Genomic DNA, 25,415 nt, shown 5'->3' on the forward strand with positions numbered 1-25,415 from the left:
GCCTTTAAATGGCTGAAGAAGAAGCAACACAACCGACCCAGGCCGCACAGCCGCAGATGCGTATTCTGGGTCAGTTCATCCGTGATATGTCCTTTGAAAACATCATGGCGCAAAAAGGCGCGCCGACAGATGTGCAACCCGACGTTCAGGTTCAGGTCAATCTGGATGCGAAAAAGCGGTCGGCCGAGAACCAGTATGAATCCGCGATCAAGCTTCAGGTTACGTCAAAAGCCAAAGGTGGCGACGCGACGCTGTTCCTGCTGGAAATCGACTATGTCGGTATCTTCCACGTTGAAAACGTGCCCGAAGACCAGATGCACCCGTTCTTGCTGATTGAATGCCCGCGCATGATCTTCCCGTTCCTGCGCCGCGTTGTCAGCGATGTGACCCGCGACGGTGGCTTCCCGCCGCTGAACCTAGAAAACATCGACTTTGTTGCGCTGTATCGCAACGAGATCGCGCGCCGTCAGGCCGAGAATACGCAAAAAGCGGACGCCTAAAGCGTCTTCCACACAGCGCTGTCGCCCAGTTTATCGACAAATTCGGTATGGGCGGCGGCCTCTTGCGGGGTAATCCGCGAGGGCAGGGGCGTCGGGCGCGGTTTTGGCGTCCAATCGGGGGTGGTGTCGCCCTCTTTCTTTTCCGGTTTGGTCGACAGGCCGAAGTCCGGTTGCCGCCCGCCAATCAGCTCTAGATAGACATCCGCCAGAATTTCACTGTCGAGCAAAGCACCGTGGAGCGTCCGCGACGTGTTATCGATGCCAAAGCGGCGGCACAGCGCATCCAGCGACGCGGGCGAGCCCGGAAAGCGTTTGCGCGCGATGGCCAGCGTATCAAGCGCCTGTTCCCACGGGATCTGGGGCAGACCCATCCATTTCAATTCCGCGTTCAGAAACTTGATATCGAAGGCGGCATTGTGGATCACCAGCTTTGAATCACCGATGAAATCCAGAAAATCCTGCCCGATCTGCGCAAACTTGGGTTTGTCGCGCAAAAACTCGTCGCCCAGCCCGTGCACTTCGAAGGCTTCGGCGGGCATGCTGCGTTCGGGATTGATATATTGGTGATAGGTATTGCCGGTCGCCACGTGACCCATCAGTTCAACCGCACCGATTTCAACGATCCTATCGCCGCTTTCAGGGTCGAATCCGGTGGTTTCCGTATCCAGTACGATCTCACGCATGGGACAGCTTTCCTTTGATATCGTCGATGACAGCCTCCACCTGTGCGCGGGCGTGGGGCAGGGTGTCTGTTTCAATCACATAATCGGCCAAAGCGCATTTTTCATCGTTTGGCATCTGTTTGGCGCGGATGTTTTTGAACTGTTCCAGCGTCATCGTCCCGCGCGCCATCACACGCTTTTGCTGGATGTCGGCCGAGACCGTGACACAGGCCACCGCATCCATGCGTTTGTCACCACCGGTTTCAAAAATCAACGGGATGTCGAGCACGACGATCTTGGCCTTTGTGTCCGCGAGAAAGGCCGCCCGATCTTCACCGACCAGCGGATGCACGATGCTTTCGATCGTTTTCAATACGGTGGGGTCCGCATCAATCAGGCTTTTGAGTGCGGGCCTCGACACTTCGCCCGCAACCACCGCATCGGGCAGCGTTTCCTGAAACGCCGCGACGGCCGCCCCCCCCTTGGCATAGAGCCGATGCACGGCGGCGTCCGCGTCCCAGACGGCGCAGCCAAGATCAGCGAACATTTGTGCGGTGGTCGATTTCCCCATACCGATCGACCCGGTCAGACCCAGAAGAAACATCAGCGCAACGCCGCCAGACGTGTTTCATGGTCCACCGTCGGCCGCGCGCCAAACCACCGTTCGAACCCCGGCACCGCCTGATGCAAAAGCATGCCTAAACCGTCAACAGTGACGCATCCCTCCGCCTCTGCGGTTGCCAGAAGCGTGGTTTTCAACGGCGCATAGACCAGATCCGTAACCACGGTATCGGCGCGCAGCCCATCAAGCGGCACGCGCAGCTCGGATTTTCCGATCATCCCCAGCGACGTGGTGTTCACCACCAAGGACGCATGGCTGACCATCGTCCCCGCCTGCGACCAGTCATAGACCGTCACGCGGTTACCAAAGACCGACCGCAACCGTTCGGCACGCACACGGGTGCGATTGGCAAGCAGAATTTCGGGCACGCCGGCGTCCAGTAGAGAAGAGATCACGGCACGCGCGGCGCCGCCGGCACCAAAGACGCAGGCGGGGCCGTCACCCGGCACCCAATCCGGCGCGCCTGCCTTGAGGTTTTCGATAAACCCGTAACCGTCCGTATTATCGCCCTGAATTTTACCGTCTGCGCGGAAGGTGATCGTATTCACCGCCCCAATCATCGCGGCGCGGTCTGTGATGATATCAGCGATCTCGATCACCGCTTCTTTATGGGGGATCGTGACATTGGCACCGATGAACCCCATTTTCGGCATCGCCTCAAGCACTTGGCGCAGATCTTCGGGTTCGACGTGCAGGGGGATATAGGCCCCCTTCAGCCCAAGCGTTTTCAGCCAGTGCCCGTGGATCTGCGGGGATTTTGAATGGGCAATCGGCGATCCGATCACACCTGCCAGCGGTATTTTAGCCAAGCTCATGCGGATAGATCCCCCCGTAGCGTCAGATAATTCAACAGTTCAAGCAGGGGTAACCCTAGGACATTAAAGTAATCGCCTTCAATGCCGCTGAACAGCCTGACGCCTTCCTCTTCTAGTTTATAGGCGCCGACCGCATGTTGGATACTGTCCCAGTTCCGCGCGACATACTCCTCTATATAGCTGTCGGACGCGTCGCGCATGCGCAGCCGCACCTGACCCACGTGACGCCAGATCGGTTTGCCATCCTCGACGATCACCACGGCGGACAGCAAGCTATGGCGATCGCCGCGCAGGGATTTAAGCTGGGCAATCGCATCGTCTGGCGTGGCGGGTTTTGACAGTAGCGTCCCGCGATGGTCGAGCACCTGATCACAGCCCATCACCAAGGCGCCCGGGGTCTTGTCGCTGACCTTGCGGGCTTTCATCTCGGCCAATGTATCGGCGATGTCACGCGGGGGGGCCTGCTCTGCCAGCAGGGCCATCTTAATCATTTGTTCATCAATGCGCGCCACGCTCACCTCATGGGGGACGCAGGCCTGTTGCAGCAGCTGTGACCGGATCGACGACCCGGAGGCGAGGATGAAACGTTGGGGCATGGGGATAAACCTGTGTGCGACGCTAGGAAGTTCTTAGGGATTTTTCTCCCGAATGGCGAGAGTGCGCGAAAGCGTCGGGAAAACCCCTGCCTGCCAGCGGGAAATTCCAGCTTTATACGGGGCGGCATAAGGATAAATCGCAAACCCCCTGAACGGAGTTAGTCCCAAGCTTATCCACAAAGCTACACAGTTTATCCCCTGAAAATTTTTTATTTAAGTATTTGAAAAAGGGTGAATTTATCCGCGCGGTGCCGAGTTATCATCGATAGGGGATTCACAACATGCACAGGTGGATAAATCGAGGTACAAAACAGTAATCCACAGAAAATGATCTCCCTACTTACATCATCATCTTTCTTCTTTTCTTATTTATATTAGTAAGAAGGCACCAACCGGAGTGTGACATGACCGACTTGCTTGCCATCGCCTATCCTTGGGTAAAATCGCTTCATATTATCTCGGTCATTTCGTGGATGGCGGCGCTGTTCTATCTGCCGCGGCTTCTGGTGCATCATACAGAGCAGGTGGGCCAAAGCGGCCAGACCCACGATCTTTTCAAGATGATGGAGTTCAAGCTCGCCACCGTGATCATGCGCCCCGCGATGATCGGCACCTGGATTTTCGGGCTGGCGCTGGTGTTCACACCGGGCATCGTCGACTGGGCCGCTGTGTGGCCCTGGACGAAAGGCGCAAGCGTATTTGCGATGACAGGGTTCCACGGGTGGCTTGTCGGGCGTGTGAAGGCCTTTGCAGCGGGGGAGAACCGGCTGAGCGGTAAACGTTACCGGATCATGAACGAGGTACCGACGCTGCTGATGATCATCATTGTATTCTCGGTCGTCGTGAAATTCTAAGCTGATTGACGAAACCCGCCATTCTGAGTATGTGTTTCCTGCACCCCGTCCGGGGACCGTATACATCTGCCCATTTTTATGACACGACCCGCCCGCATTCCGGGATCGGAACAGGATATTTCCATGACAACTGAAACACTTAACCTTGCGGATCTAAAGGCGCAGACGCCCAAGAATCTTCTGGCGATGGCCGAAGAGCTTGAGATCGAAAACGCATCGACCATGCGTAAAGGCGAAATGATGTTCCAGATCCTGCGCGAACGTGCGGATGAAGGCTGGGAAATCTCGGGCGATGGTGTGCTGGAAGTGTTGCAGGACGGTTTTGGCTTCCTGCGGTCGCCCGAAGCGAACTATCTGCCGGGCCCCGATGATATTTACGTCTCGCCCGAGATGATCCGCCAGCACTCGCTGCGCACGGGCGACACAATCGAAGGTCTGATCAAGGCGCCAGATGATGCGGAGCGGTATTTCGCGCTGACAGATGTCACCAAGATCAACTTTGAAGAGCCGGAAAAAGCGCGCCACAAGGTCGCCTTTGAAAACCTGACGCCGCTTTACCCCGATGAACGTCTGACGATGGAAGTCGATGATCCGACGATAAAGGACCGGTCCTCGCGTATCATCGATCTGGTATCGCCCATCGGTAAGGGCCAGCGCTGCTTGATCGTGGCGCCGCCACGGACCGGTAAAACGGTTCTGCTGCAAAACATCGCCAATTCGATCGAACAGAACCACCCCGAGTGCTACCTGATCGTTCTGCTGATTGACGAACGCCCCGAAGAAGTCACTGATATGCAGCGTAGTGTCAAAGGAGAGGTTGTTTCTTCCACCTTCGACGAGCCTGCAACGCGCCACGTGGCCGTGTCGGAAATGGTCATCGAAAAGGCGAAACGTCTGGTCGAGCATAAGCGTGACGTTGTGATCTTGCTGGATTCGATCACCCGTCTGGGCCGCGCGTTCAACACTGTTGTGCCGTCGTCGGGTAAGGTTCTGACCGGTGGTGTTGATGCCAACGCGCTGCAACGCCCCAAACGTTTCTTCGGCGCCGCGCGGAACATCGAAGAGGGTGGGTCGCTGACCATTATCGCTACTGCTCTGATCGATACCGGCAGCCGCATGGACGAGGTGATCTTTGAAGAATTCAAAGGGACTGGTAACTCTGAAATCGTGCTGGATCGCAAGATTGCGGACAAGCGCGTCTTCCCTGCGATCGATATTCTGAAGTCCGGTACGCGGAAAGAGGATCTGCTGGTCGACAAGAACGATCTGCAAAAGACCTTTGTGTTGCGTCGTATTCTGAACCCGATGGGTACGACAGATGCGATTGAATTCCTGATCGGGAAGTTGAAGCAAACCAAGACGAACTCCGATTTCTTCGACTCAATGAATAGCTAAATATTCACTTAAATCAGTGGGTTAAATGATATGGATACGATATTCGCCCAAGCCACAGCGCAGGGGCGGGCCGGTGTTTGCGTCATTCGTATCTCGGGCCCGCAAGCGTTTTTTATCGCTGAAACCATCGCGCAGCCGTTGCCCGCCCCGCGGATGGCCGCGGTGCGCGCAATTAGTGACGCCGATGGGCAGGTGATTGATCGTGCCCTTGTCCTGACTTTCGAAAGTCCGAACAGCTTTACCGGCGAAGACACGGTCGAGCTTCATTTGCATGGGAGCATCGCGGTGGTGCGTGCGGTACTGGCGCTGCTCTCTGGTTTTGACGGCACGCGCCTTGCCGAGCCGGGCGAATTTACCCGCCGTGCGATGGAGAATGGCAAGCTGGATCTCACGCAGGTTGAAGGCTTGGGCGACCTCATCGAGGCAGAGACCGAAGCGCAGCGAAAACAAGCCTTGCGCGTTTTGTCCGGTCACCTGGGTCAAAAGGTCGATATCTGGCGCGAAAAACTGATCCGCGCGGCCGCTCTGCTTGAGGTGACCATTGATTTCGCGGATGAAGACGTTCCTGTCGATGTCTCGCCCGAGGTTACGGAACTGCTGAATGCGGTGAACATCGATATTCTGGCTGAAATCGCCGGTACCCATACGGCGGAACGTATCCGAACGGGTTTTGAGGTCGCTATCATCGGCCGGCCCAATGCCGGGAAATCGACTTTGTTGAACGCATTGGCGGGGCGCGATGCGGCGATCACCTCTGCCGTGGCGGGTACGACGCGAGACGTGATCGAGGTCCGGATGGACCTTGGTGGCCTGCCGGTGACCTTGCTGGATACGGCGGGCTTGCGCGAGGGGGCAGACGAGGTCGAAGCCATCGGGATCGACCGCGCGAAAACCCGCGGCGAGCAAGCTGACCTGCGCGTGTTTTTGAGTGAAGAGGGTGAGGAACTGCCTGTTGCCGCAACTGCGGATGATATCGTCCTGCGACCAAAGGGTGACTTACGCGATAGCGCGGACGACGCTATATCTGGTGTGACGGGGCAGGGCGTACCGCAGCTGATAGAAAGAATACAGACCATCCTTGGCGCGCGAAGTCTGAATGCCGGCCTTGCAACGCACGAACGTCACCGCGTTGCATTGCAGAAATCAGCCGAGGGATTAGCCGCTGCGATGTTGGTTCTGGATCACGGCCCCGATCAATATGATATAGCATCAGAAGAACTGCGCCATTCGATTCGCGCGCTTGAGGCGCTGGTAGGCCGAATTGACGTTGAGAACCTGCTGGATGTAATCTTTTCGAGCTTTTGCTTGGGAAAATAGATGGAGTGTTTCACGTGAAACATTTTGACGTGATAGTTATCGGTGGCGGCCATGCCGGGGCCGAAGCGGCCCACGCATCCGCGCGTATGGGCGCGAATACTGCTTTGATCACGATGTCGCGCGATGGGATCGGGGTGATGTCCTGCAATCCGGCTATCGGTGGCCTGGGTAAGGGGCATTTGGTGCGCGAGATTGACGCGCTGGATGGTGTTATGGGTCGTGTCGCGGACAAAGCCGGCATCCAGTTCCGTCTTTTGAACCGCCGCAAGGGGCCCGCTGTTCAAGGCCCGCGGGCGCAAGCGGACCGGGCGATCTATCGGAGAGAAATGCTGGCCGAGACCGAACGCCAGGAGAATCTGACCATCGTAGAGGGTGAGGTGACCGACTTCATTCTCGACAATGGTAAGGTTTCTGGTGCCGTTCTTGCCGATGGTGAACAGATCTCCGCGGCTGCCGTTGTTTTGACGACGGGTACTTTCTTGCGCGGGGTCATCCATATTGGGGATATGTCGCGCTCCGGCGGTCGGATGGGCGATAAAGCCTCCGTCGACCTGGCAAACCGCATTGATTCGTTCAACTTGCCACTCGGCCGCTTGAAGACGGGGACGCCACCGCGTCTGGACGGACGGACGATTGACTGGGAAAAGCTGGAATCGCAACCCGGGGATGATGAGCCTGTCTTGTTCTCGTTCTTGTCAGAGACGACGTCGGCCCCGCAAATCTCCTGCGGTATTACGCATACCAATGAAGAAACGCATCAAATTATTCGCGATAACCTGTCGCGCTCCGCGATGTACGGGGGGCATATCGACGGGGTAGGGCCTCGATACTGCCCGTCGATTGAAGATAAAGTTGTCCGCTTCGCTGACAAAACCTCGCACCAAGTTTTCCTGGAGCCTGAGGGCGCCGATGACCATACGATCTACCCCAATGGTATTTCGACCTCGCTGCCTGAGGATGTTCAACTTGCCTATGTGCGGTCGATGGTTGGGTTGGAAAATGTTGAAATCATCCAGCCCGGTTATGCGATTGAATATGACTATGTCGACCCCCGCGCCCTTGATCTGGCCCTTTCCGTGAGGACTGTGCCTGGCCTATATCTCGCTGGTCAGATCAACGGGACCACCGGCTATGAAGAAGCTGCAGCACAAGGGTTGGTTGCCGGATTGAACGCGGCACTTTCAGCACAGGGTAAAGAACCGGTGACGTTCAGCCGCGCCGATAGCTATATTGGCGTGATGATTGATGACCTGACCACCCGAGGCGTGACAGAGCCCTATCGCATGTTCACCTCTCGCGCCGAATTCCGTTTGTCGCTTCGTGCTGATAACGCTGACCAGCGCCTCACCCCTTTGGCGATTGCCTTGGGCTGCGTCTCGCAAGAGCGGGTTGCGCATTTTAGCGCCAAAATGGCCAAGATCGACGCAGCGATGGCAGAACTGACGAATACGCCCTATGCATCAAAGGCGATCGAGGCGGCAGGGATCAAGGTTAGCCAGGACGGAACAAAGCGGACCGGTTTCCAACTATTGGCGTTTCCGGACGTGACATTCGAGCAGATCGTCTTGATTAATCCAGCGCTTGATGCGGTAGAACCCGAAATTCGCCGTCAGGTCGAGCGGGATGCGCTATATGCAAATTATATCGCGCGTCAGCAACGGGATATCGACCTCCTCCAGAAGGACGAGGCGCATGTTATTCCCGCGAGTTTTGATTATGAAGCCATCGACGGGCTGTCAAATGAGCTTACCTCGAAGCTGTCGCTGATACGCCCGACCAATCTCGCGCAGGCGGCTCGAATTGACGGTATGACACCCTCGGCCTTGACGCTGCTTCTGTCTCATCTCAAGCGCGGCAGCCAGAAGAAGTCTGCATGATGGGCGCTTTTGAGCAAGATGTTTCACGTGAAACATTGGAAAAGCTTCAGCATTTCTCGCAATTGGTCGAGAAGTGGACGGCGAAGATTAATCTGATATCTAAGCCGAGCGTCCCTGAGATGTGGGAGCGTCACATTCTGGATTCTCTACAAATCTATTCCCACGCGCCGAATGCGGGCCATTGGGTAGATCTTGGAAGCGGTGGCGGTTTTCCGGCAATTGTCGTGGCGCTGATGTCGCAGCAAGACGAGCGTGCGACGAAATTTACCTTGGTCGAAAGCGACCAACGTAAATGCGCGTTCCTGAGAACAGCCATTCGGGAGCTTGAGCTGAACGCAACAGTGGCGAACGCGCGGATTGAGGCGATCGAACCCTTGGAAGCAGACGTTCTAAGCGCGCGGGCCTTGTCCGACTTGACCGCTTTGCTTGGCTTTGCAGATCGCCATCTCTTACCCACTGGCACTGCGCTTTTCCCGAAGGGGGAGAACTGGCGCGCAGAGGATGCCGCCGCGAGAGAGACATGGGCATATACCTGCGACGCTATCCAAAGCCAGACGAACCCCTCCGCCGCAATTCTTAAGATCAAGGAAATCAAACATGTCTGATCTGTCTCGACCTTCGGGGCCCAAAATTATTGCGATTGCGAACCAGAAGGGTGGGGTGGGCAAAACCACGACGACGATCAACCTCGCGGCGGCTCTGGTTGAGCAGAAGCAGCGCGTTCTGGTGATTGACCTTGATCCGCAGGGCAACGCGTCAACTGGTCTGGGCATCGAATTGGATGATCGGGAATTTACAACCTACGAGCTTTTGCTTGAGGATATCGACCTTGATCAAGTGATTATGACGACCGAGACTGAAGGCCTGTATATCGTTGCCGCCACTGTCGATCTCAGTTCCGCAGATATGGAATTGATCGCTAATGAAAAGCGTAGTTTTCTTCTGCACGACGCCCTACGGCAGACGCAGATGGACAGCTACGCCTTCGACTATATTCTGATAGATTGCCCGCCATCGCTGAACTTGCTGACGGTGAACGCGATGATCGCGGCGCATTCGGTGCTTGTCCCACTACAAAGCGAGTTTTTCGCGCTTGAAGGTTTGTCGCAATTGATGCTCACCATCCGCGAAGTGCGCCAGAGCGGGAACAAGGATCTACGGATCGAAGGAATTTTGCTGACGATGTATGATCAGCGGAACAACCTGTCGCAACAGGTTGAGCAGGACGCCCGAAGCAATTTGGGCGAACTGGTATATAGAACCGTTATTCCGCGCAACGTAAGGGTCAGTGAGGCACCCAGTTACGCGATGCCGGTTCTAAGTTACGATAGCGGGTCGAAAGGTGCCAAAGCGTACCGCGATCTGGCGAAAGAAGTACTGGCAAATAGTGCCGTATAAATAAGGGGTCAGGCAATGGCAGATAAAGACAAACGGCGCGGTTTGGGTCGAGGATTGTCGGCTTTGATGGCGGACGTAGCGGAGACACAAACGGTGGCATCAGAAGGCGCGGCGGAACAGTATGTTCCTATTGAAAAGATTTCCCCCAATCCGGAGCAGCCGCGCAAGCGGTTTGATCCGCAGGATTTGGATGATCTTGCAAACTCTATCCGCGAAAAGGGCGTTATCCAGCCGCTGATCGTACGCCGCCGCGATGATGGGACGTTCGAAATTGTCGCGGGTGAACGCCGTTGGCGCGCGTCGCAGATGGCGCAACTGCATGAACTTCCGATCATCGTGCGCGAGTTCACCGATGTCGAAGTTCTCGAAGTTGCGATTATCGAGAACATCCAGCGGGCGGACCTCAATTCAATCGAGGAAGCGGCGGGCTATCGTCAGCTGATGGACCGTTTTGGTCACACGCAAGAGAAGATGGCCGAAGCCTTGGGTAAAAGCCGCAGTCATATCGCCAACTTGCTGCGCTTGCTGAACTTGCCCGAAAATGTTCTGGAAATGGTGCGTCAGGGCGATCTGACAGCGGGTCACGCTCGGACCTTGGTGCCGTCGAAGAACCCTGAAAAGCTGGCCAAACAGATTATCGCGGGCGGCTTGTCGGTGCGCGCGGCCGAGGCGCTGATCAAGAAAGAGCAGCAAGCTGAGAATGAGGGACCAAACAAGCGGGCGGGGAAATCCTCGAACGAAAAAGACGCGGATACCCGCGCGCTTGAAGGGGATCTGTCAGCGAACCTTGGATTGAAGGTAACCCTGAACCACAAGCCGGGGCAGGAGGCGGGGCAGATGGTGCTGCACTACACGACGATGGACGAGCTGGACGAGCTTTGCCAACGTCTGTCGGCTTCCTAATCCGACAAAAGCTCGGCCAGGATCGCGTTTAGCACCATAAAGCCCTGATCCGTTACATAAAGCTGGTCTTTATCCCTAGAAATCATCCCGATGTCCTGCATCTGGGTGATTTTTTTTGTCGAAAGCGGTGCGCCGGAAAGCGCCTCGTACCGACGCAGGTCCACGCCTTCTTTCAGACGCAGCCCCATCATCAGAAACTCGCTCCCCTGATCTTCGGTCGTCAGAAGCTCGCGGGGCTTTTCGGTGGCACCGCTGGCAGCAGCGTCAAGCCAGCGTTTGGGGTTGCTAAAACATTCGGTCGCAAAGCGATTGCCGTTCTGGGTCAGGCGCCCGTGTGCCCCCGGACCGATGCCAAGATAATCACCATAGCGCCAGTAGATCAGATTGTGCCGCGACTGCGCCCCGTCGCGGGCGTGGTTCGATACCTCGTAAGAGGGCATCCCCATCTCGCCGCAAATATCCTGAGTTGCCGCATACATATCGGCACCCAGATCATCGCTGGGCAATCCGCGCAGCTTTCCTACCGCATAGCGGTCGCCAAAGGCGGTGCCTTGTTCAATGGTTAGTTGATACAGCGACATATGGTCTATCGCTAGGGATAGGGCCTGTTTTAGCTCGGCTTTCCAGTCGGGCAAGCTCTGGTTCTGGCGGCCATAGATCAGATCAAAACTGACGCGTTCGAAGGTATTGCGGGCAATGTCAAAAGCGGCAAGCCCTTCGTCGACCGTATGGATGCGGCCCAGACGTTTCAGGTCCGCGACATTCAGGGCCTGTATCCCCATTGAAATACGGTTCACGCCCGCCTGACGGAAGGCCGCAAAACGGTCGGCCTCAACCGAACCGGGGTTCGCCTCGAGCGTGATTTCCAGATCATTCGCTGTGGGCCACAGTCGACGGATCGCGGCGATGACATCGGCGACGACATCGGGGTCCATCAGGCTGGGGGTGCCACCGCCGAAAAAGACGGCGTTCAAGACGCGCCCTTGGGTTTCGGCGGCGCCGCGTTCAAGCTCTGCCAGATAGGCATCGCGCCAGGCCCGTTGATCGATTGTGCGACTAACATGACTGTTAAAGTCACAATAGGGGCATTTCGCCTCGCAAAACGGCCAATGGATATAAAGGCCAAAGCCCCCCTGGCGCCAATCCTCAGTCAAAGCAGGCAGAGATCAGTTTGGCGAATGCGTCCGCACGGTGGCTGATTGCGTTCTTGGCGTCGGCGGACATTTCGCCAAAGGTCTGCTCGTGCCCGTCGGGTTGGAACATCGGGTCATAGCCGTGACCGATGTCGCCGCGGATCGGCCAGACGAGCGTGCCGTTCACGCGGCCTTCGAAAACCTCTTCATGGCCGTCGGGCCAGACCAATACCAATGTCGCGCAGAACCGCGCGCGGCGCGGGTGGGGGGCGTTTGCCTCTTCCAGTAACCTGTGGGTCTTGGTCATCGCCATGACGAAATCGCGGCCGTTGGGCGTTTCGGACCAATCGGCGGTATAGACGCCGGGGGCATTGTCCAGCGCTTCGACCTCGATCCCGGAGTCATCTGCAAGCGCGGGAAGGCCCGTTGCCGCCACCGCCGCACGTGCTTTGATGCGGGCGTTGCCGATGAAAGTGTTTTCGGTTTCCTCCGGCTCGCCCAGGTTCATTTCGGCGGCGCCTTTGACGGTGACGCCGAAGGGGGCGAAAAGCTCGGTCATTTCCTGCAGCTTGCCAGCGTTGTGGGTGGCGACCAGGATCTGGTCGCCGGTGAATTTACGGGTCATGCGGTGGCTGCCTTCTGCTTCTCGACCAGCTCTGCCACGCCCTTTTCAGCGAGGTCCATCAGCTGGTTCATCTGGTCGCGCGAATAGGTGGAGCCTTCGGCGCTCATCTGGATCTCGATCAGTTTGCCGGTGCCGGTCATAATAAAGTTACCGTCCACGCCTGCTTCGGAATCCTCGGGGTAATCAAGGTCAAGCACGGGCTGGCCCGCATAGATGCCGCAGCTGATCGCGGCGACCGGATCGACCAGCGGGTCGCTGACCACGTCGCCCGCCTTCATCAGCTTGTTCACCGCCAGTTTCAACGCGACCCAACCGCCCGTGATAGAGGCACAACGCGTGCCGCCGTCGGCCTGCAGCACGTCACAGTCGATGGTGATCTGACGTTCGCCCAAGGCGCTACGATCCACGCCGGCGCGCAGGGCGCGACCGATAAGGCGTTGAATTTCAACGGTGCGGCCCCCTTGTTTGCCCATTGCCGCCTCGCGGCGCATACGGGTGTTGGTGGCACGGGGCAGCATGCCGTATTCCGCCGTGACCCAGCCCAGACCGGAGCCTTTGATGAAGGGCGGCACGCGGTCCTCGATCGTGGCGGTACACAGCACATGGGTGTCGCCCATCTTGATCAGGGCCGATCCTTCGGCGTGTTTGGTGAATCCCGTTTCAATCGATACGGCACGCAGTTCGTCAAGTTTCCGACCAGAGGGGCGCATAGGTATTTCCTTTTCCATTTGCCATTGGGGATAACTCTGCGTTGCGGCGCGATGCAACCCCGATTGACGTTTGCCCCCTGTCGCACATACTTCTCCCACTATGGACAAAACACCTACAGTTTTAGACGAGATGAACGACCGCTCGCGCGAGGTGTTCCGCCGCGTGGTCGAAGGCTATCTGGCGAATGGCGATCCCGTGGGGTCGCGCACGCTGACCCGTGATTTCAGCGAAAAGGTCAGCGCGGCGACGATCCGTAATGTGATGCAGGATCTTGAATATATGGGACTGCTCGGCAGCCCCCATGTCAGCGCGGGTCGTATCCCGACGCAGATGGGGCTGCGCATGTTCGTCGACGGGATGATCGAGATCGGCGATCCAACCGAGATGGACCGTGAAAAGATCGATGCGACCGTTGGCAGCAACAACGCCGATGTCAGCGGCATTCTTGATCGGGTGGGGTCGGCGCTGTCCGGCGTGACCCAGGGCGCCTCGCTTGTGCTGACGCCCAAGCACGAGGCACCGATCAAGCATATCGAATTTGTTTCACTGTCTCACGATAGGGCGCTGGTCGTTTTGGTATTCTCCGACGGTCACGTGGAGAACCGGTTGTTCACACCGCCGCCGGGCCAGACCCCCAGCAGCATGCGAGAAGCCGCGAATTTCCTGAATGCGCTGGTCGAGGGGAAAACCATCTCGGAATTGCAGCGCACCATCGCGCATGAGATCAGCCAGCGGCGCCAGCAGATTGACGTACTGGCGCAGCAGCTTGTCGAGAGCGGTCTGGCGCTGTGGCAGGGCGAAGGGGAATCCCCCGAGCGGTTGATCGTGCGCGGACGGTCGAATCTGATCAACACCGAAGGCGAGGCCGAGAACGTCGAATTGATCCGCCAGCTGTTTGACGACCTTGAACGCAAGCGGGATATCGCGGAATTCCTTGAATTGGCCGACGCGGGCGACGGTGTGCGCATTTTTATTGGTTCTGAGAATAAACTTTTTTCACTTTCGGGTTCCTCTCTGGTCGTTTCCCCTTATATGAACGCTGATCGTAAGGTGATCGGGGCGGTCGGTGTGATCGGCCCCACGCGCCTTAATTATGGACGTATCGTGCCGATTGTGAATTACACGGCGCAGCTGGTTGGAAAGCTGATTTCGAACCGCAGCTAGAGGTGAATTATGGCAGAGCCGAAAGAGAACGAATTTCTGGATGATATCGATGACGCAGAGGCCGAAGCCTATGCCGACGAGATGTCTGAAATTGACGACGAAGCGCTGGAACTGGACGAATTGCGTGCCGAGCGTGACCAGCTGAAAGACCGTTTCATGCGGGCCCTGGCCGACGCAGAGAACGCGCGCAAACGGTCTGACAAGGACCGTCGCGAGGCGGAAAACTATGGCGGGTCGAAACTGGCACGCGACATGCTGCCGGTCTACGACAATATGAAACGCGCCCTGGAGGCCGCTACAGAAGAGCAGCGCACCATCTCCGGCCCATTGCTGGAAGGGATCGAGCTGACGATGCGCGAGTTGCTGAGCGTGTTCAAGAAGCACGGCATCGAAGTCATCTCGCCCGCAGTGGGTGACAAGTTCGATCCGCAGCATCATCAGGCGATGTTCGAGGCGCCCGTGCCAGACACCAAATCAGGCGATATCATCCAGGTCGCCGCCGAAGGTTTTATGTTGCACGACCGTCTGCTGCGTCCGGCGCAGGTTGGCGTTTCCTCTACCCCCGCAGGGTAAACGCCCGGGATAGAGCGGCCCTTCGGGGAGGATTTAACACCATTTGGAAGCGAGGGAGGCGGTCAGGTTTTGGCCGCCTCTTTCAATTTATAAAGCAGGTCGAGCGCTTCACGTGGAGAGAGCTCGTCGGGGATAATCTCGGCCAGCGTTTCTTCAAGCTTGGAGCTTTGTTTTGGTTGAGGCGCAGGTGCCGGTGCCACGGCAAACAGGGGCAGGTCGTCGATCAGGGTTTTCTGCGTCGCGCCGCCTTCGCGTTCGCCCTTTTCCAACGCTTCAAGCACGACGCGTGCGCGCGCGATGACGGAAGGCGGCAGGCCGGCCAATTGCGCGACCTGCACACCGTAGGACCGATCGGCGGCGCCTTTGCGGACCTCGTGCAGGAAGATCACCTCTCCGTCCCATTCCTTGACCGCGACGGTGGCGTTATCGACCCCGCCCAGCTTGTTCGAAAGCGCGGTCATTTCATGGTAGTGCGTCGCGAACAATGCGCGAGAGCGGTTGATATCGTGCAGATGTTCCAGCGTGGCCCAGGCGATGGACAAGCCGTCATAGGTCGCCGTGCCGCGCCCGATTTCATCCAGGATCACAAGCGCACGGTCGTCCGCCTGATTGAGGATTGCGGCAGTTTCGACCATTTCGACCATAAACGTGGAACGGCCTCGTGCCAGATCGTCAGAGGCACCGACACGGCTGAAAATCTGGCTGATCAGGCCGATGTGCGCGCTGGCGGCAGGCACGTAGCTGCCCATTTGCGCCATCAGGGCGATGATTGCGTTCTGCCGCAGGAAGGTCGATTTACCCGCCATGTTAGGGCCGGTCAGCAGCCAGATATTCGCGTTGTCGCCATCGGCCGACAAGGTGCAATCGTTTGCGATAAAGGGGCTGCCGGATTGCTGGGCCAAGGCACGTTCCACGACCGGATGGCGGCCCCCCTGAATGTCGAAGGCACGTGAATTATCGACGCGGGGTTTCACCCAGTTTTCGGACTGCGCCAGATCGGCCAGACCGGCGGCCAGATCAATCTCGGCCAATCCAGCCGAGGCGACACCGATCGGGCCGGAGTGATCCAGAATCGCGCGTTTCAACGTTTCATAGAGCCGCTTTTCAATCTCCAGCGCGTGGTTGCCCGCGTTGAGAATCTTTGTCTCCATCTCGGACAGTTCCACGGTTGTGAAACGGACCTGATTGGCGGTGGTCTGACGGTGGATAAAGGTATCGGACAGCGGCGCCGACAGCATTTTCTCGGCGTGGGTCGCTGTGACTTCGGCGAAATACCCAAGCACGTTGTTGTGCTTGATCTTCAACGTCGAGATACCGGTGAGCGTGATGAAATCCTGCTGCATCTGGGCAATGACGCTGCGGCCTTCGTCCCGCAGGGTGCGCACCTCGTCCAGCTCGGCGTCATACCCCGGCGCGATAAAGCCGCCGTCGCGGGCCAGCAGGGGTGGTTCGGCGATCAGCGCGTCGTCGAGCAGATCAATCAGGCTGTCATGGCCGGTAAGCCCTTTGGCGGCCTGGGCCAGCAGATCGGGCAGGGCGGCGGCTTGCATCTTGTCGGCTAGATGGCTGGCTTCGGTCAGGCCGTTGCGGATGGCGGCAAGGTCACGGGGGCCGCCACGGTCCAGCGACAGGCGCGACAGGGCGCGGTCCAGATCAGGGACATTGCGCAGATGCTGGCGGATGTCATTGCGGATCGACGGTGTGTCATAGGCAAAGCCGATCGCGTCCAGACGGGATTGAATCGTCTCTAACACACGGGAAGGTGACGAAATGCGCCGTTCCAACAGCCTAGCGCCACCGGCGGTCACCGTCTTGTCCATGACGGACAACAGCGTGCCGGCGCGACCACCGGTCAGCGCGTGTGTCAGTTCAAGATTGCGACGTGTGGCAGCGTCGATCTGCACGCTGCGGGCCTCGGCCTCTTTCTGCGGCGGGCGCAGGAGGGGGAGTTTGCCCTTCTGTGTAATCTCGAGGTAGTCGATGATCGCGCCCATGGCCGAGATATCGGCCCGTTCAAAGCTGCCGAAGGCGTCGAGCGACCCGATGCCGAACAGATCGCAGACCCGTTTTTCAGCGCTGCTGCTGTCAAAGGCAGAGCGTGCGATTGGGGTCAGCGCGATGTCGAAATCAGAGACTAATTCGCGCAAATCAGCCTCTTTCGCTTCTGACACGATCAGCTCTGACGGGGACAGACGGGCCAGTTCGGGTCCAAGCCGCGACAGGGTCAGGGGCATCACGTGAAACGCACCGGTCGAAATATCGACCCAGGCCAGCGCATGACCATCGCGGACCTCTGCAAATGCGGCCAGATAGTTGTGGCGCCGCGCTTCGAGTAGGGATTCCTCGGTCAATGTGCCGGGGGTGACCAGCCGCACGACATCGCGTTTGACCACGGATTTATAGCCGCGTTTCTTCGCCTCTGCCGGGCTTTCCATCTGTTCGCAGACCGCCACGCGGAAGCCTTTGCGGATCAGCGTCAGCAAATACCCTTCGGCGGCATGCACCGGAACGCCGCACATGGGGATGTCTTCGCCCCCGTGTTTGCCGCGTTTGGTCAGCGCGATATCCAGCGCTTCAGCCGCGGCGACGGCATCGTCAAAGAACATCTCGTAGAAATCGCCCATGCGGTAGAACAGCAGCGCTTCGGCGTACTGGGATTTAAGCTCTAGATATTGCGCCATCATTGGCGTGATTTTTTCTTCGGTCACCCTGCGCCCCCGGTTCGAGTTAACGTTGTGTACAAAACCGCGCCTCCGGACGAAAGGGCGGACCGGCTTTGCACGCGAGGCGTCGCCGCGACGTCGCGCAAACCGTGAGCGCCATCATGATTGTGTGAGGGGCCGATCGGCGATATCAAGCGGGAAACCATGAGGAAAGCCGTTCTAGTGACCAAAAACCGCATCACGTCCGAAGAGGCGCTCGCCTTTCACCTTGAACCCACGCCGGGCAAGTTCGAAATCACCGCAACCGTCCCGATGACGACCCAGCGGGATCTGAGCCTCGCCTATTCCCCCGGTGTTGCCGTTCCCTGTGAAGCGATCGCCGAAAATCCCGAGCTGGCATATGACTATACCAACAAGGGCAATATGGTCGCGGTGATTTCCAACGGCACTGCTGTTTTGGGCTTGGGCAACCTTGGTGCGCTGGCGTCGAAACCGGTGATGGAGGGCAAGTCGGTGCTGTTCAAACGGTTCGCCGACGTGAATTCGATCGACGTCGAACTGGACACCGAAGACCCCGAGGCGTTCATCAACGCGGTCAAGCTGATGGGGCCGACGTTCGGCGGGATCAACCTTGAGGACATCAAGGCGCCGGAATGTTTCATCATCGAACAGCGTCTGAAAGAAGAGATGGATATTCCGGTCTTTCACGACGACCAGCACGGCACCGCGGTGATCTGTGCTGCCGGTCTGCTGAACGCCTTGCGCATTTCGGGCAAGAAGATCGAAGATGTGCAGATTGTGTTGAACGGTGCGGGGGCGGCGGGGATCGCCTGTCTTGAACTGCTCAAGGCGATGGGGGCCAAGCATAACAACTGTATCATGTGCGATACAAAAGGTGTGATCTATCAGGGCCGTACCGAGGGTATGAACCAGTGGAAGTCGGCCCATGCTGCGCAGACCGAACTGCGCACGCTGGAAGAGGCGATGAAGAACGCGGATGTGTTCCTGGGTGTGTCGGTCAAAGGGGCGGTAACGCCTGCGATGGTCGCCAGCATGGCGGATAATCCGGTGATCTTCGCGATGGCGAACCCCGATCCTGAAATCACCCCGGAGGAAGCACACGAGGTGCGCCCCGATGCGATTGTCGCCACAGGCCGCAGCGATTACCCCAATCAGGTTAACAACGTTTTGGGCTTTCCTTACCTGTTCCGCGGGGCGCTGGATATCCACGCCCGCGCCATCAACGACGAGATGAAGATCGCCTGCGCCCACGCTTTGGCCGATCTGGCACGCGAGGATGTGCCGGACGAAGTGGCGCTGGCGTATGGCAAGAACCTGAGCTTTGGTCGGGATTACATCATCCCGACGCCGTTCGATCCGCGTCTGATCCATCGTATTCCGCCTGCTGTTGCACGTGTAGGTATGGACACCGGTGCCGCGCGGCGCCCGATCATCGATATGGACGCCTACGAGCTGAGCCTGAAGTCGCGGATGGACCCGACGGCGAATATCCTGCGCGGGATCAACGCCCGTGCGCGGGCCAATCAGGCGCGGATGATCTTTGCAGAAGGGGATGACCCCAAGGTTCTGCGGGCTGCGGTGATGTATCAACGCTCCGGTCTGGGCAAGGCGCTGGTGGTCGGACGCCCCGACGACGTAAAGGCCAAGCTGACGGCGGCGGGGATGGAGGATGCCTACCGCGAAATTGAGGTCGTGAACGCGGCCAATACCCAGCACCTAGAGACGTATAAGTCATTCCTTTACAATCGCTTGCAGCGAAAAGGGTCGGACAGCAAGGATATCCACCGTCTGGCCGCCCGTGACCGCCACGTCTTTGCCGCGCTGATGTTGGCGCATGGGCATGGCGATGGTCTGGTGACCGGTGCAACCCGCAAATCCGCCCATGTTCTTGAACGGCTGAACCACGTGTTCGATGCCAATGCAAAACACGGCGCCGTCGGGATCACTGCGTTGCTGCACAAGGGGCGGATTGTGTTCATCGGCGATACGCTGGTGCATGAATGGCCGAACGAAGAAGATCTTGCGAATATTGCTGAAAAAGGGGCCAAGGTCGCCCGCCACATGGGGCTTGAGCCACGGGTTGCCTTCGTCAGCTTTTCGACATTCGGCTACCCCGTGTCCGAGCGGGCAGAAAAGATGCAGCGTGCCCCCGATGTGCTGGACGCACGCGGGGTCGATTTCGAATACGAAGGCGAAATGACCGTGGATGTCGCGCTGAATGCCGAAAGCCAGAAGAACTATCCGTTCTCGCGGCTGACAGGGCCTGCGAATATCCTCGTCGTGCCGGCGCGGCATTCGGCCAGTATCTCGGTCAAATTGATGCAGGAAATGGCGGGGGCCACGGTGATCGGCCCGATCCTGACGGGGTTGGACAAGTCGATCCAGATCTGTTCGACCACATCCACCGCGAATGACATCCTGAACATGGCCATTCTGGCGGCCTGCAAGGTCGGCGAATGATCTGGAACCTCGGCTCTATCAACGCGGATAATTTCTACTATCTGCGGCATCTGCCGGCGCCGGGGGAAACGATTGCCGCGCATGATTTCCGGCAAGGGTTGGGCGGGAAGGGGGCCAATATGTCGGTCGCCGCCGCCCGCGCCGGAACGCGCGTTATGCATATCGGCGCCGTGGGGCCGGACGGTAAATGGGCCGTGGACCGTTTGCTGGAATACGGCGTTGAAACGCAGCATATCAGCATGATCGACACGGCCACCGGTCACGCGAATATCTGTGTGGCCGAGGATGGCGAAAACTCTATCGTGTTGTTTTCAGGGGCCAATCACCAGATCACCACCCAGATGATCGGGGCCGCCTTGGCAGAGGCATCGCCCGGTGATTTTCTGCTGATGCAGAACGAAACCCTGGGCCAACGCTTTGCCGCGCAGACCGCGCATACTCTGGGCCTGCGCGTCGCTTATGCCGCCGCGCCCTTTGATGCTGAAATCGTCGCGCAGGTTCTGCCCGACATTGATCTGCTGGTGTTGAACGAGGTCGAGGCAGAGGCGCTTGAAAAAACCACAGGTGCCCGCATCGACGCGCTGCCGATCGACGATATTATCGTAACCTTGGGTGCTGAGGGGTGCAAATGGGTCTCTAACAAGGCGAAAACGGTGCAAATCTTTCCGGCCTATCCGGTCAAAGCCATCGATACCACGGGCGCGGGGGACACGTTTACCGGCTATCTGATCGCCGCCTTGGACCGCAAACTGTCGATGCCGGATGCGATTGCGCTGGCAATGCAAGCTGGCGCCTTGATGGTCACGCGGCAAGGGACAGCGGATGTGATCCCGGATCTCAAAGACATCCAGGATCACGGTTTTGACGAAGATTAACGCTCGCGATTAACGCAGGGTTAACGTTATTTCGCGAAGGGCGCAGCGCTGCCCCAAAGTTGTTTCACGCGCTGGTCGCGCCCGCAGCCGTTGCGATAGCGCTTGTAGGCGACGGATTTCTTCACGCCCAAGCCGACGCTGGTAAAGGCCAGACGTTCGTCGCTTTTGTAGTAATCCTGATGGTAGGCATCGGCGGGGTAGAACGCGGCTTTGCCCAAGATCGGGGTTACGACGGTCTTGCCCAAAGCGGCCTGCGCATCGGCCTTGGCCTTTTCTGCAGCGGCCTTCTGCCCATTACCGTCGGCAAAAATCGCGGTGCGGTAGCTATCGCCGCGGTCGCAGAATTGCCCGCCCGCGTCCGTTGGATCAACCGACCGGAAGAACATCGACAGCAGCTGGTCCGCAGACACCACCGCCGGATCATACTGGATCTGCGCTGCTTCATAGTGTCCGGTGCCGCCGGCGACGACCTGTTTATAGGTGGGGTTTTTCACGCTTCCGCCTGCAAAACCCGATACGACCTCTTTCACACCTTTCACGCTTTCAAAGTCCGCTTCAACGCACCAAAAGCAGCCGCCCGCGACCAAAAGCGTCTCTGTTCCGGCGGCTTTTGCGGTTGTCGCCTGTGCTGCAAGGCCCAGACCAATGGCAGCGCTTAACGCGATCATGCGCATATTTGTGGCAAATCCCATGGAATACTCTCCTTTATTTTGCCTGACGGTGACCGCAATGCCTGCGCGACGCAACTCAGGTGCCTGTGATGTCACAGCCAAGTGATGTCGGTTTCACCCTTGGCCCCGCGGCACGAAGTTCTTAGCGTCAGCCCCAAAGAAGGAGCAATTTGATGCAAACCCACGTCACCACGCACCAAGCCGAAGAAGATGCCCGCAATGAAGACATTTTGATCTATTTAAACGGTCAGATTGTCCCCAAGGCACAGGCCGTGGTCAGCGTCTATGACAGCGGTTTCATGCTGGGCGACGGCATCTGGGAAGGGCTGCGGCTGTATGATGGTACATGGGCCTTTCTGGACGATCACCTTGACCGCCTGTTCGAGGCGTCCAAAGCCATTGACCTTGACATCGGGATGACGCGCGACGCCCTGATTTCGGCCTTGTTAGAGACGCAAAAAGCCAATGGCATGACCACCGATGCCCACGCGCGTCTGATGATCACACGGGGGCCAAAAACGCGGCCCTTCCAGCACCCGTCGCTGTCGCAATCGGGCCCTACCATCACGATCATTATGGAACACTCGCGCCCGAATATGCCGCGCCCGATCCGGCTGGCGACAGTACCGCATCTGCGCGGGCTGCCGATGACGCAGGACCCAAAGCTAAATAGTCATTCCAAATTGAACTGTATTCTCGCGTGTATTGCCGCGGAAAAAGCGGGTGCCGACGAAGGGCTGATGCTGGATATTAACGGTTTCGTGAATACAACCAACGCCTGTAACTTTTTCATCGTCCGCAAAGGGGAGGTTTGGACCAGCACCGGCGATTACTGCATGAATGGAATCACCCGTCAGAAGGTGATCGACCTGTGTCGCGCCAATGATATCCCGTGTTTCGAAAGGAATTATTCATTGGTCGACACCTATGGTGCTGACGAGGCCTTCTTGACCGGCACATTCGGGGCGCAAACACCGGTCGCGATGATCGACGGCCGTCAGATTGGCACCGGCGACATGGGGCCGGTAACAAAAAAGCTGCGCGGGTTGTACAAAGACCTGATTGCAAAGGAATGTGCCTGATGCGTATCGCAATGTGGTCCGGCCCCCGCAATCTGAGCACGGCGATGATGTATAGCTTCGGAAACCGGGCCGATTTCACCGCGATGGATGAACCGTTCTATGCGCCGTATCTTAAGGCCACCGGCGCCGATCATCCGATGAAAGATGAAATTATCGCGGGCCATGAATGTGACCCCTCGAGCGTCGCGGCGCGCTGCGCAGAGCCGGGCACGCCGCATCGCTACATGAAACACATGCCCCATCATATGATTGACGGGTTTCCGATGGGTTGGGCAGAGGGCTGCGTGCATGTCCACCTGATACGCCACCCCGCCCGCGTGATCGCGAGCTATACCGCGAAACGGGAAGCGCCGAATTTTAATGATATCGGCTATGGCCAACAGACCGCGCTGTACGATCAAATCGGTGGGCTGGTCATCGATTCCGCTGATATTCGCGCGAACCCCGAAGGCATGTTGCGCAAGCTGTGTGATGCCATCAACCTGCCCTTCGATCCGGCAATGCTATCCTGGGCGGCGGGCCCACGTGCCGAAGATGGCATCTGGGCATCACATTGGTATGGTGCCGTGCACAAAAGCACCGGTTTCGCAGGGGTGGAGGGGCCGTTGCCCAGGCTTGAACCTGCCGCAGAAGCGCTGTGTGCCAAAGCACTTCCACATTATCAAAAGCTTTATGATCAACGGCTTAGGTGATTTCGAGTAAAAATCTTCGATTTATCGAAACTAAATCATCTCATGTTGCGTGAATTATCAGGAAGAACCACGCAACAAGGAGATTTAACATGAAGATGTTTACAGCAACCGCTCTGGCTCTCACGCTTGCCACGGGTACAGCCTTCGCCGCCGCACACAGCAACGCGATGATCGAAGCGATGGATCAAGATGTATCCAACGGTGTGGTCAGCGCCGATAAGGTGATGGCAACTGAAAACGGCTGGATGGTCGTTCACCGCACAGATGCCGAGATGAAACCCGGCCCCGTTGTCGGCTACGCGCCTCTGCGTGCGGGTGAAAACGTCGACGTTGCCGCCATTCTGCAAGAAGAAGTAAAATCCGGCGATATGTTGATGCTCATGGTCCACTCCGAAGAGGGCGGCATGAAAACCGGCGGCTTTGAATACACATTGGGCGCCAAAGAAGACGGCCCGATCAAGCCAGATGGCAAATTGGTAATGACGGTTATAACGGCAGAGTAAACCGTTCTAACCCAAAAGAAGGCCCGGACAGAATATCCCCCTGTCCGGGCCTTTTTTGTTTACCCTTTGAGGCGCTTTTCGCGTGCGGCCAAGAGCTTGAGACGCAGTGCGTTCAGCTGAATGAAGCCCGCCGCGTCTTTTTGATCATAGGCACCAGCGTCATCTTCAAATGTCACGTGGGCTTCGGAATACAGCGAATGATCCGACCAGCGCCCGACTGTACGCACGTGGCCTTTGTACAATTTCAGTCGAACTGTACCGGTTACATGGGTTTGCGAGGCATCAATCGCCGCTTGCAGCATGGTGCGCTCGGGGCTGTACCAGAAACCGTTATAGATCAGCTCCGCATAGCGCGGCATCAGCTCGTCCTTCAGGTGCATCGCGCCACGGTCGAGGGTGATTGATTCGATCCCGCGGTGTGCTTCAAGCAACAAGGTGCCGCCCGGCGTTTCGTAAATACCGCGGGATTTCATTCCGACAAAACGACCCTCGACAAGGTCAAGGCGCCCGCAGCCATGTTTGCCGCCAAGTTCGTTCAATTTAGCCAGAAGTGTCGCGGGCGACATGGCTTCACCGTTGATGCTTACCGCATCGCCACGTTCAAACCCGATCTCCACATACTCGGGCGTATCTGGTGCTTGCTCTGGCGAGACCGTGCGCTGGTACACATAGTCGGGCGCGTCCACGGCCGGATCCTCCAGCACTTTGCCTTCCGAAGAGGTGTGCAGCAGGTTCGCATCCACGCTAAACGGCGCTTCGCCACGTTTGTCCTTCGCCACGGGGATCTGATGTTTTTCGGCAAATTCGATCAATTTAGTCCGGCTGGACAGGTCCCATTCTCGCCATGGCGCGATCACCTTGATGTCGGGGTTCAACGCATAGGCCGCCAATTCGAAACGAACCTGATCGTTGCCCTTGCCTGTCGCGCCATGCGCAACGGCGTCGGCGCCGGTTTCGGCGGCGATTTCAACAAGGCGCTTGGAAATCAGAGGGCGCGCGATGGAGGTGCCCAACAGATATAGGCCTTCGTAGACCGCATTGGCGCGGAACATGGGGAAGACGAAATCGCGCACGAATTCTTCACGCACGTCTTCCACGTAAATCTCGGATGCGCCCATCATTTCAGCTTTGGCGCGGGCGGGCTCAAGCTCTTCGCCTTGGCCGAGGTCAGCGGTAAAGGTAACCACCTCGCAACCATATTCGGTTTGCAGCCATTTCAGGATGATCGAGGTATCAAGCCCACCAGAATAGGCGAGCACAACTTTTTTGGGCGCGGACATGATGTTTCCTTTTCGGTTTGCAC

At 57.8% G+C, this 25,415-nt stretch carries 25 protein-coding genes; 15 read left to right on the forward strand and 10 right to left on the reverse strand.

Features of this window, described 5'->3' with window-relative positions:
• Window positions 1-8 precede the first annotated feature (8 nt).
• Window positions 9-500 (forward strand): protein-export chaperone SecB, encoded by a 492-nt coding sequence (gene secB / locus C1J04_RS01830; protein WP_005850756.1) that lies wholly within the window; start codon window positions 9-11, stop codon window positions 498-500.
• Here the strand turns inward: secB and dnaQ are convergent.
• Genes dnaQ through C1J04_RS01850 form a run of 4 tightly spaced genes read right to left on the reverse strand, consistent with a single transcriptional unit; the run spans window position 497 to window position 3,195 of the window.
• On the reverse strand, window positions 497-1,183 hold the full coding sequence (gene dnaQ / locus C1J04_RS01835) for a DNA polymerase III subunit epsilon (RefSeq protein WP_009825707.1): 687 nt from the start codon (window positions 1,181-1,183) through the stop codon (window positions 497-499). The genes secB and dnaQ overlap by 4 nt on opposite strands.
• Window positions 1,176-1,766: a dephospho-CoA kinase gene (gene coaE / locus C1J04_RS01840; protein WP_009825708.1), complete on the reverse strand. Its 591-nt coding sequence runs from the start codon at window positions 1,764-1,766 to the stop codon at window positions 1,176-1,178. Before coaE ends, dnaQ begins: the two co-directional genes overlap by 8 nt.
• A complete protein-coding gene (locus C1J04_RS01845; protein ID WP_009825709.1) occupies window positions 1,766-2,599 on the reverse strand; it encodes a shikimate dehydrogenase in 834 nt (277 codons plus the stop codon). The genes coaE and C1J04_RS01845 overlap by 1 nt, the downstream gene beginning before the upstream one ends.
• Window positions 2,596-3,195 carry a Maf family protein gene (locus tag C1J04_RS01850; protein ID WP_009825710.1) on the reverse strand — a complete coding sequence of 200 codons (600 nt, stop codon included), beginning with the start codon at window positions 3,193-3,195 and terminating at the stop codon, window positions 2,596-2,598. Before C1J04_RS01850 ends, C1J04_RS01845 begins: the two co-directional genes overlap by 4 nt.
• 404 nt (window positions 3,196-3,599) lie before the next feature.
• On the opposite strand from C1J04_RS01850, the gene C1J04_RS01855 reads away from it, so the two are divergent.
• The 7 genes from C1J04_RS01855 to C1J04_RS01885 all read left to right on the forward strand — a co-directional run bounded on the left by C1J04_RS01855 (window position 3,600) and on the right by C1J04_RS01885 (window position 10,939).
• Window positions 3,600-4,049 (forward strand): CopD family protein, encoded by a 450-nt coding sequence (locus C1J04_RS01855; RefSeq protein WP_009825711.1) that lies wholly within the window; start codon window positions 3,600-3,602, stop codon window positions 4,047-4,049.
• Between the two features lie 123 nt (window positions 4,050-4,172).
• Window positions 4,173-5,444, forward strand: coding sequence for a transcription termination factor Rho (gene rho, locus C1J04_RS01860; RefSeq protein WP_005850767.1), 1,272 nt, complete (start codon window positions 4,173-4,175; stop codon window positions 5,442-5,444).
• A gap of 30 nt (window positions 5,445-5,474) precedes the next feature.
• Complete coding sequence (gene mnmE / locus C1J04_RS01865) at window positions 5,475-6,761, forward strand: tRNA uridine-5-carboxymethylaminomethyl(34) synthesis GTPase MnmE (protein WP_009825712.1); 1,287 nt, start codon at window positions 5,475-5,477, stop codon at window positions 6,759-6,761.
• Window positions 6,762-6,775: 14 nt separating this feature from the next.
• On the forward strand, window positions 6,776-8,638 hold the full coding sequence (gene mnmG, locus C1J04_RS01870; protein WP_114865234.1) for a tRNA uridine-5-carboxymethylaminomethyl(34) synthesis enzyme MnmG: 1,863 nt from the start codon (window positions 6,776-6,778) through the stop codon (window positions 8,636-8,638).
• Window positions 8,635-9,243: a 16S rRNA (guanine(527)-N(7))-methyltransferase RsmG gene (gene rsmG, locus C1J04_RS01875; protein ID WP_009825714.1), complete on the forward strand. Its 609-nt coding sequence runs from the start codon at window positions 8,635-8,637 to the stop codon at window positions 9,241-9,243. The genes mnmG and rsmG overlap by 4 nt, the downstream gene beginning before the upstream one ends.
• Window positions 9,236-10,036: a ParA family protein gene (locus tag C1J04_RS01880; protein ID WP_009825715.1), complete on the forward strand. Its 801-nt coding sequence runs from the start codon at window positions 9,236-9,238 to the stop codon at window positions 10,034-10,036. Before rsmG ends, C1J04_RS01880 begins: the two co-directional genes overlap by 8 nt.
• Before the next feature lie 15 nt (window positions 10,037-10,051).
• On the forward strand, window positions 10,052-10,939 hold the full coding sequence (locus C1J04_RS01885) for a ParB/RepB/Spo0J family partition protein (protein WP_037954033.1): 888 nt from the start codon (window positions 10,052-10,054) through the stop codon (window positions 10,937-10,939).
• Here the strand turns inward: C1J04_RS01885 and hemW are convergent.
• From hemW to rph, 3 genes are read right to left on the reverse strand one after another with little or no spacing between them, the layout of a single operon-like run.
• Window positions 10,936-12,093 carry a radical SAM family heme chaperone HemW gene (gene hemW, locus C1J04_RS01890; RefSeq protein ID WP_009825717.1) on the reverse strand — a complete coding sequence of 386 codons (1,158 nt, stop codon included), beginning with the start codon at window positions 12,091-12,093 and terminating at the stop codon, window positions 10,936-10,938. The two genes, C1J04_RS01885 and hemW, sit on opposite strands and share 4 nt — an antisense overlap.
• The gene (gene rdgB / locus C1J04_RS01895) at window positions 12,086-12,697 is read right to left on the reverse strand and encodes an RdgB/HAM1 family non-canonical purine NTP pyrophosphatase (RefSeq protein ID WP_009825718.1); all 612 of its coding nucleotides are present in this window, start codon (window positions 12,695-12,697) and stop codon (window positions 12,086-12,088) included. Before rdgB ends, hemW begins: the two co-directional genes overlap by 8 nt.
• Window positions 12,694-13,407, reverse strand: a complete 714-nt coding sequence (gene rph / locus C1J04_RS01900; RefSeq protein ID WP_005850783.1) for a ribonuclease PH — start codon at window positions 13,405-13,407, stop codon at window positions 12,694-12,696. The genes rdgB and rph overlap by 4 nt, the downstream gene beginning before the upstream one ends.
• 100 nt (window positions 13,408-13,507) lie before the next feature.
• Between rph and hrcA the strand changes: the two genes are divergently transcribed.
• Window positions 13,508-14,572 carry a heat-inducible transcriptional repressor HrcA gene (gene hrcA, locus C1J04_RS01905; protein WP_083779622.1) on the forward strand — a complete coding sequence of 355 codons (1,065 nt, stop codon included), beginning with the start codon at window positions 13,508-13,510 and terminating at the stop codon, window positions 14,570-14,572.
• A gap of 9 nt (window positions 14,573-14,581) precedes the next feature.
• Window positions 14,582-15,145 carry a nucleotide exchange factor GrpE gene (locus tag C1J04_RS01910; RefSeq protein ID WP_009825720.1) on the forward strand — a complete coding sequence of 188 codons (564 nt, stop codon included), beginning with the start codon at window positions 14,582-14,584 and terminating at the stop codon, window positions 15,143-15,145.
• Between the two features lie 62 nt (window positions 15,146-15,207).
• On the opposite strand, the gene mutS is transcribed toward C1J04_RS01910, so the two are convergent.
• A complete protein-coding gene (mutS, locus tag C1J04_RS01915; protein WP_037954543.1) occupies window positions 15,208-17,829 on the reverse strand; it encodes a DNA mismatch repair protein MutS in 2,622 nt (873 codons plus the stop codon).
• Between the two features lie 201 nt (window positions 17,830-18,030).
• Between mutS and C1J04_RS01920 the strand changes: the two genes are divergently transcribed.
• The gene (locus C1J04_RS01920) at window positions 18,031-20,289 is read left to right on the forward strand and encodes an NADP-dependent malic enzyme (protein WP_009825722.1); all 2,259 of its coding nucleotides are present in this window, start codon (window positions 18,031-18,033) and stop codon (window positions 20,287-20,289) included.
• Window positions 20,286-21,164: a ribokinase gene (locus tag C1J04_RS01925; protein ID WP_009825723.1), complete on the forward strand. Its 879-nt coding sequence runs from the start codon at window positions 20,286-20,288 to the stop codon at window positions 21,162-21,164. The genes C1J04_RS01920 and C1J04_RS01925 overlap by 4 nt, the downstream gene beginning before the upstream one ends.
• A gap of 26 nt (window positions 21,165-21,190) precedes the next feature.
• Here C1J04_RS01925 and msrA read toward each other — a convergent pair whose 3' ends face one another.
• On the reverse strand, window positions 21,191-21,856 hold the full coding sequence (gene msrA / locus C1J04_RS01930) for a peptide-methionine (S)-S-oxide reductase MsrA (RefSeq protein WP_009825724.1): 666 nt from the start codon (window positions 21,854-21,856) through the stop codon (window positions 21,191-21,193).
• Window positions 21,857-22,008: 152 nt separating this feature from the next.
• Here msrA and C1J04_RS01935 point away from each other — a divergent pair, with 152 nt between their 5' ends.
• The 3 genes from C1J04_RS01935 to C1J04_RS01945 all read left to right on the forward strand — a co-directional run bounded on the left by C1J04_RS01935 (window position 22,009) and on the right by C1J04_RS01945 (window position 24,112).
• On the forward strand, window positions 22,009-22,917 hold the full coding sequence (locus C1J04_RS01935) for a D-amino acid aminotransferase (protein ID WP_009825725.1): 909 nt from the start codon (window positions 22,009-22,011) through the stop codon (window positions 22,915-22,917).
• Window positions 22,917-23,609, forward strand: coding sequence for a hypothetical protein (locus C1J04_RS01940; protein ID WP_037954036.1), 693 nt, complete (start codon window positions 22,917-22,919; stop codon window positions 23,607-23,609). The genes C1J04_RS01935 and C1J04_RS01940 overlap by 1 nt, the downstream gene beginning before the upstream one ends.
• An 89-nt stretch (window positions 23,610-23,698) precedes the next feature.
• Window positions 23,699-24,112 (forward strand): DUF7282 domain-containing protein, encoded by a 414-nt coding sequence (locus C1J04_RS01945; protein ID WP_009825727.1) that lies wholly within the window; start codon window positions 23,699-23,701, stop codon window positions 24,110-24,112.
• 59 nt (window positions 24,113-24,171) lie between these two features.
• Here C1J04_RS01945 and C1J04_RS01950 read toward each other — a convergent pair whose 3' ends face one another.
• Window positions 24,172-25,392, reverse strand: coding sequence for an argininosuccinate synthase (locus C1J04_RS01950; RefSeq protein WP_009825728.1), 1,221 nt, complete (start codon window positions 25,390-25,392; stop codon window positions 24,172-24,174).
• Window positions 25,393-25,415 lie beyond the last annotated feature (23 nt).

Origin of the sequence: Sulfitobacter sp. SK025, assembly GCF_003352105.1 — a bacterium.
GTDB lineage: Bacteria > Pseudomonadota > Alphaproteobacteria > Rhodobacterales > Rhodobacteraceae > Sulfitobacter > Sulfitobacter pontiacus.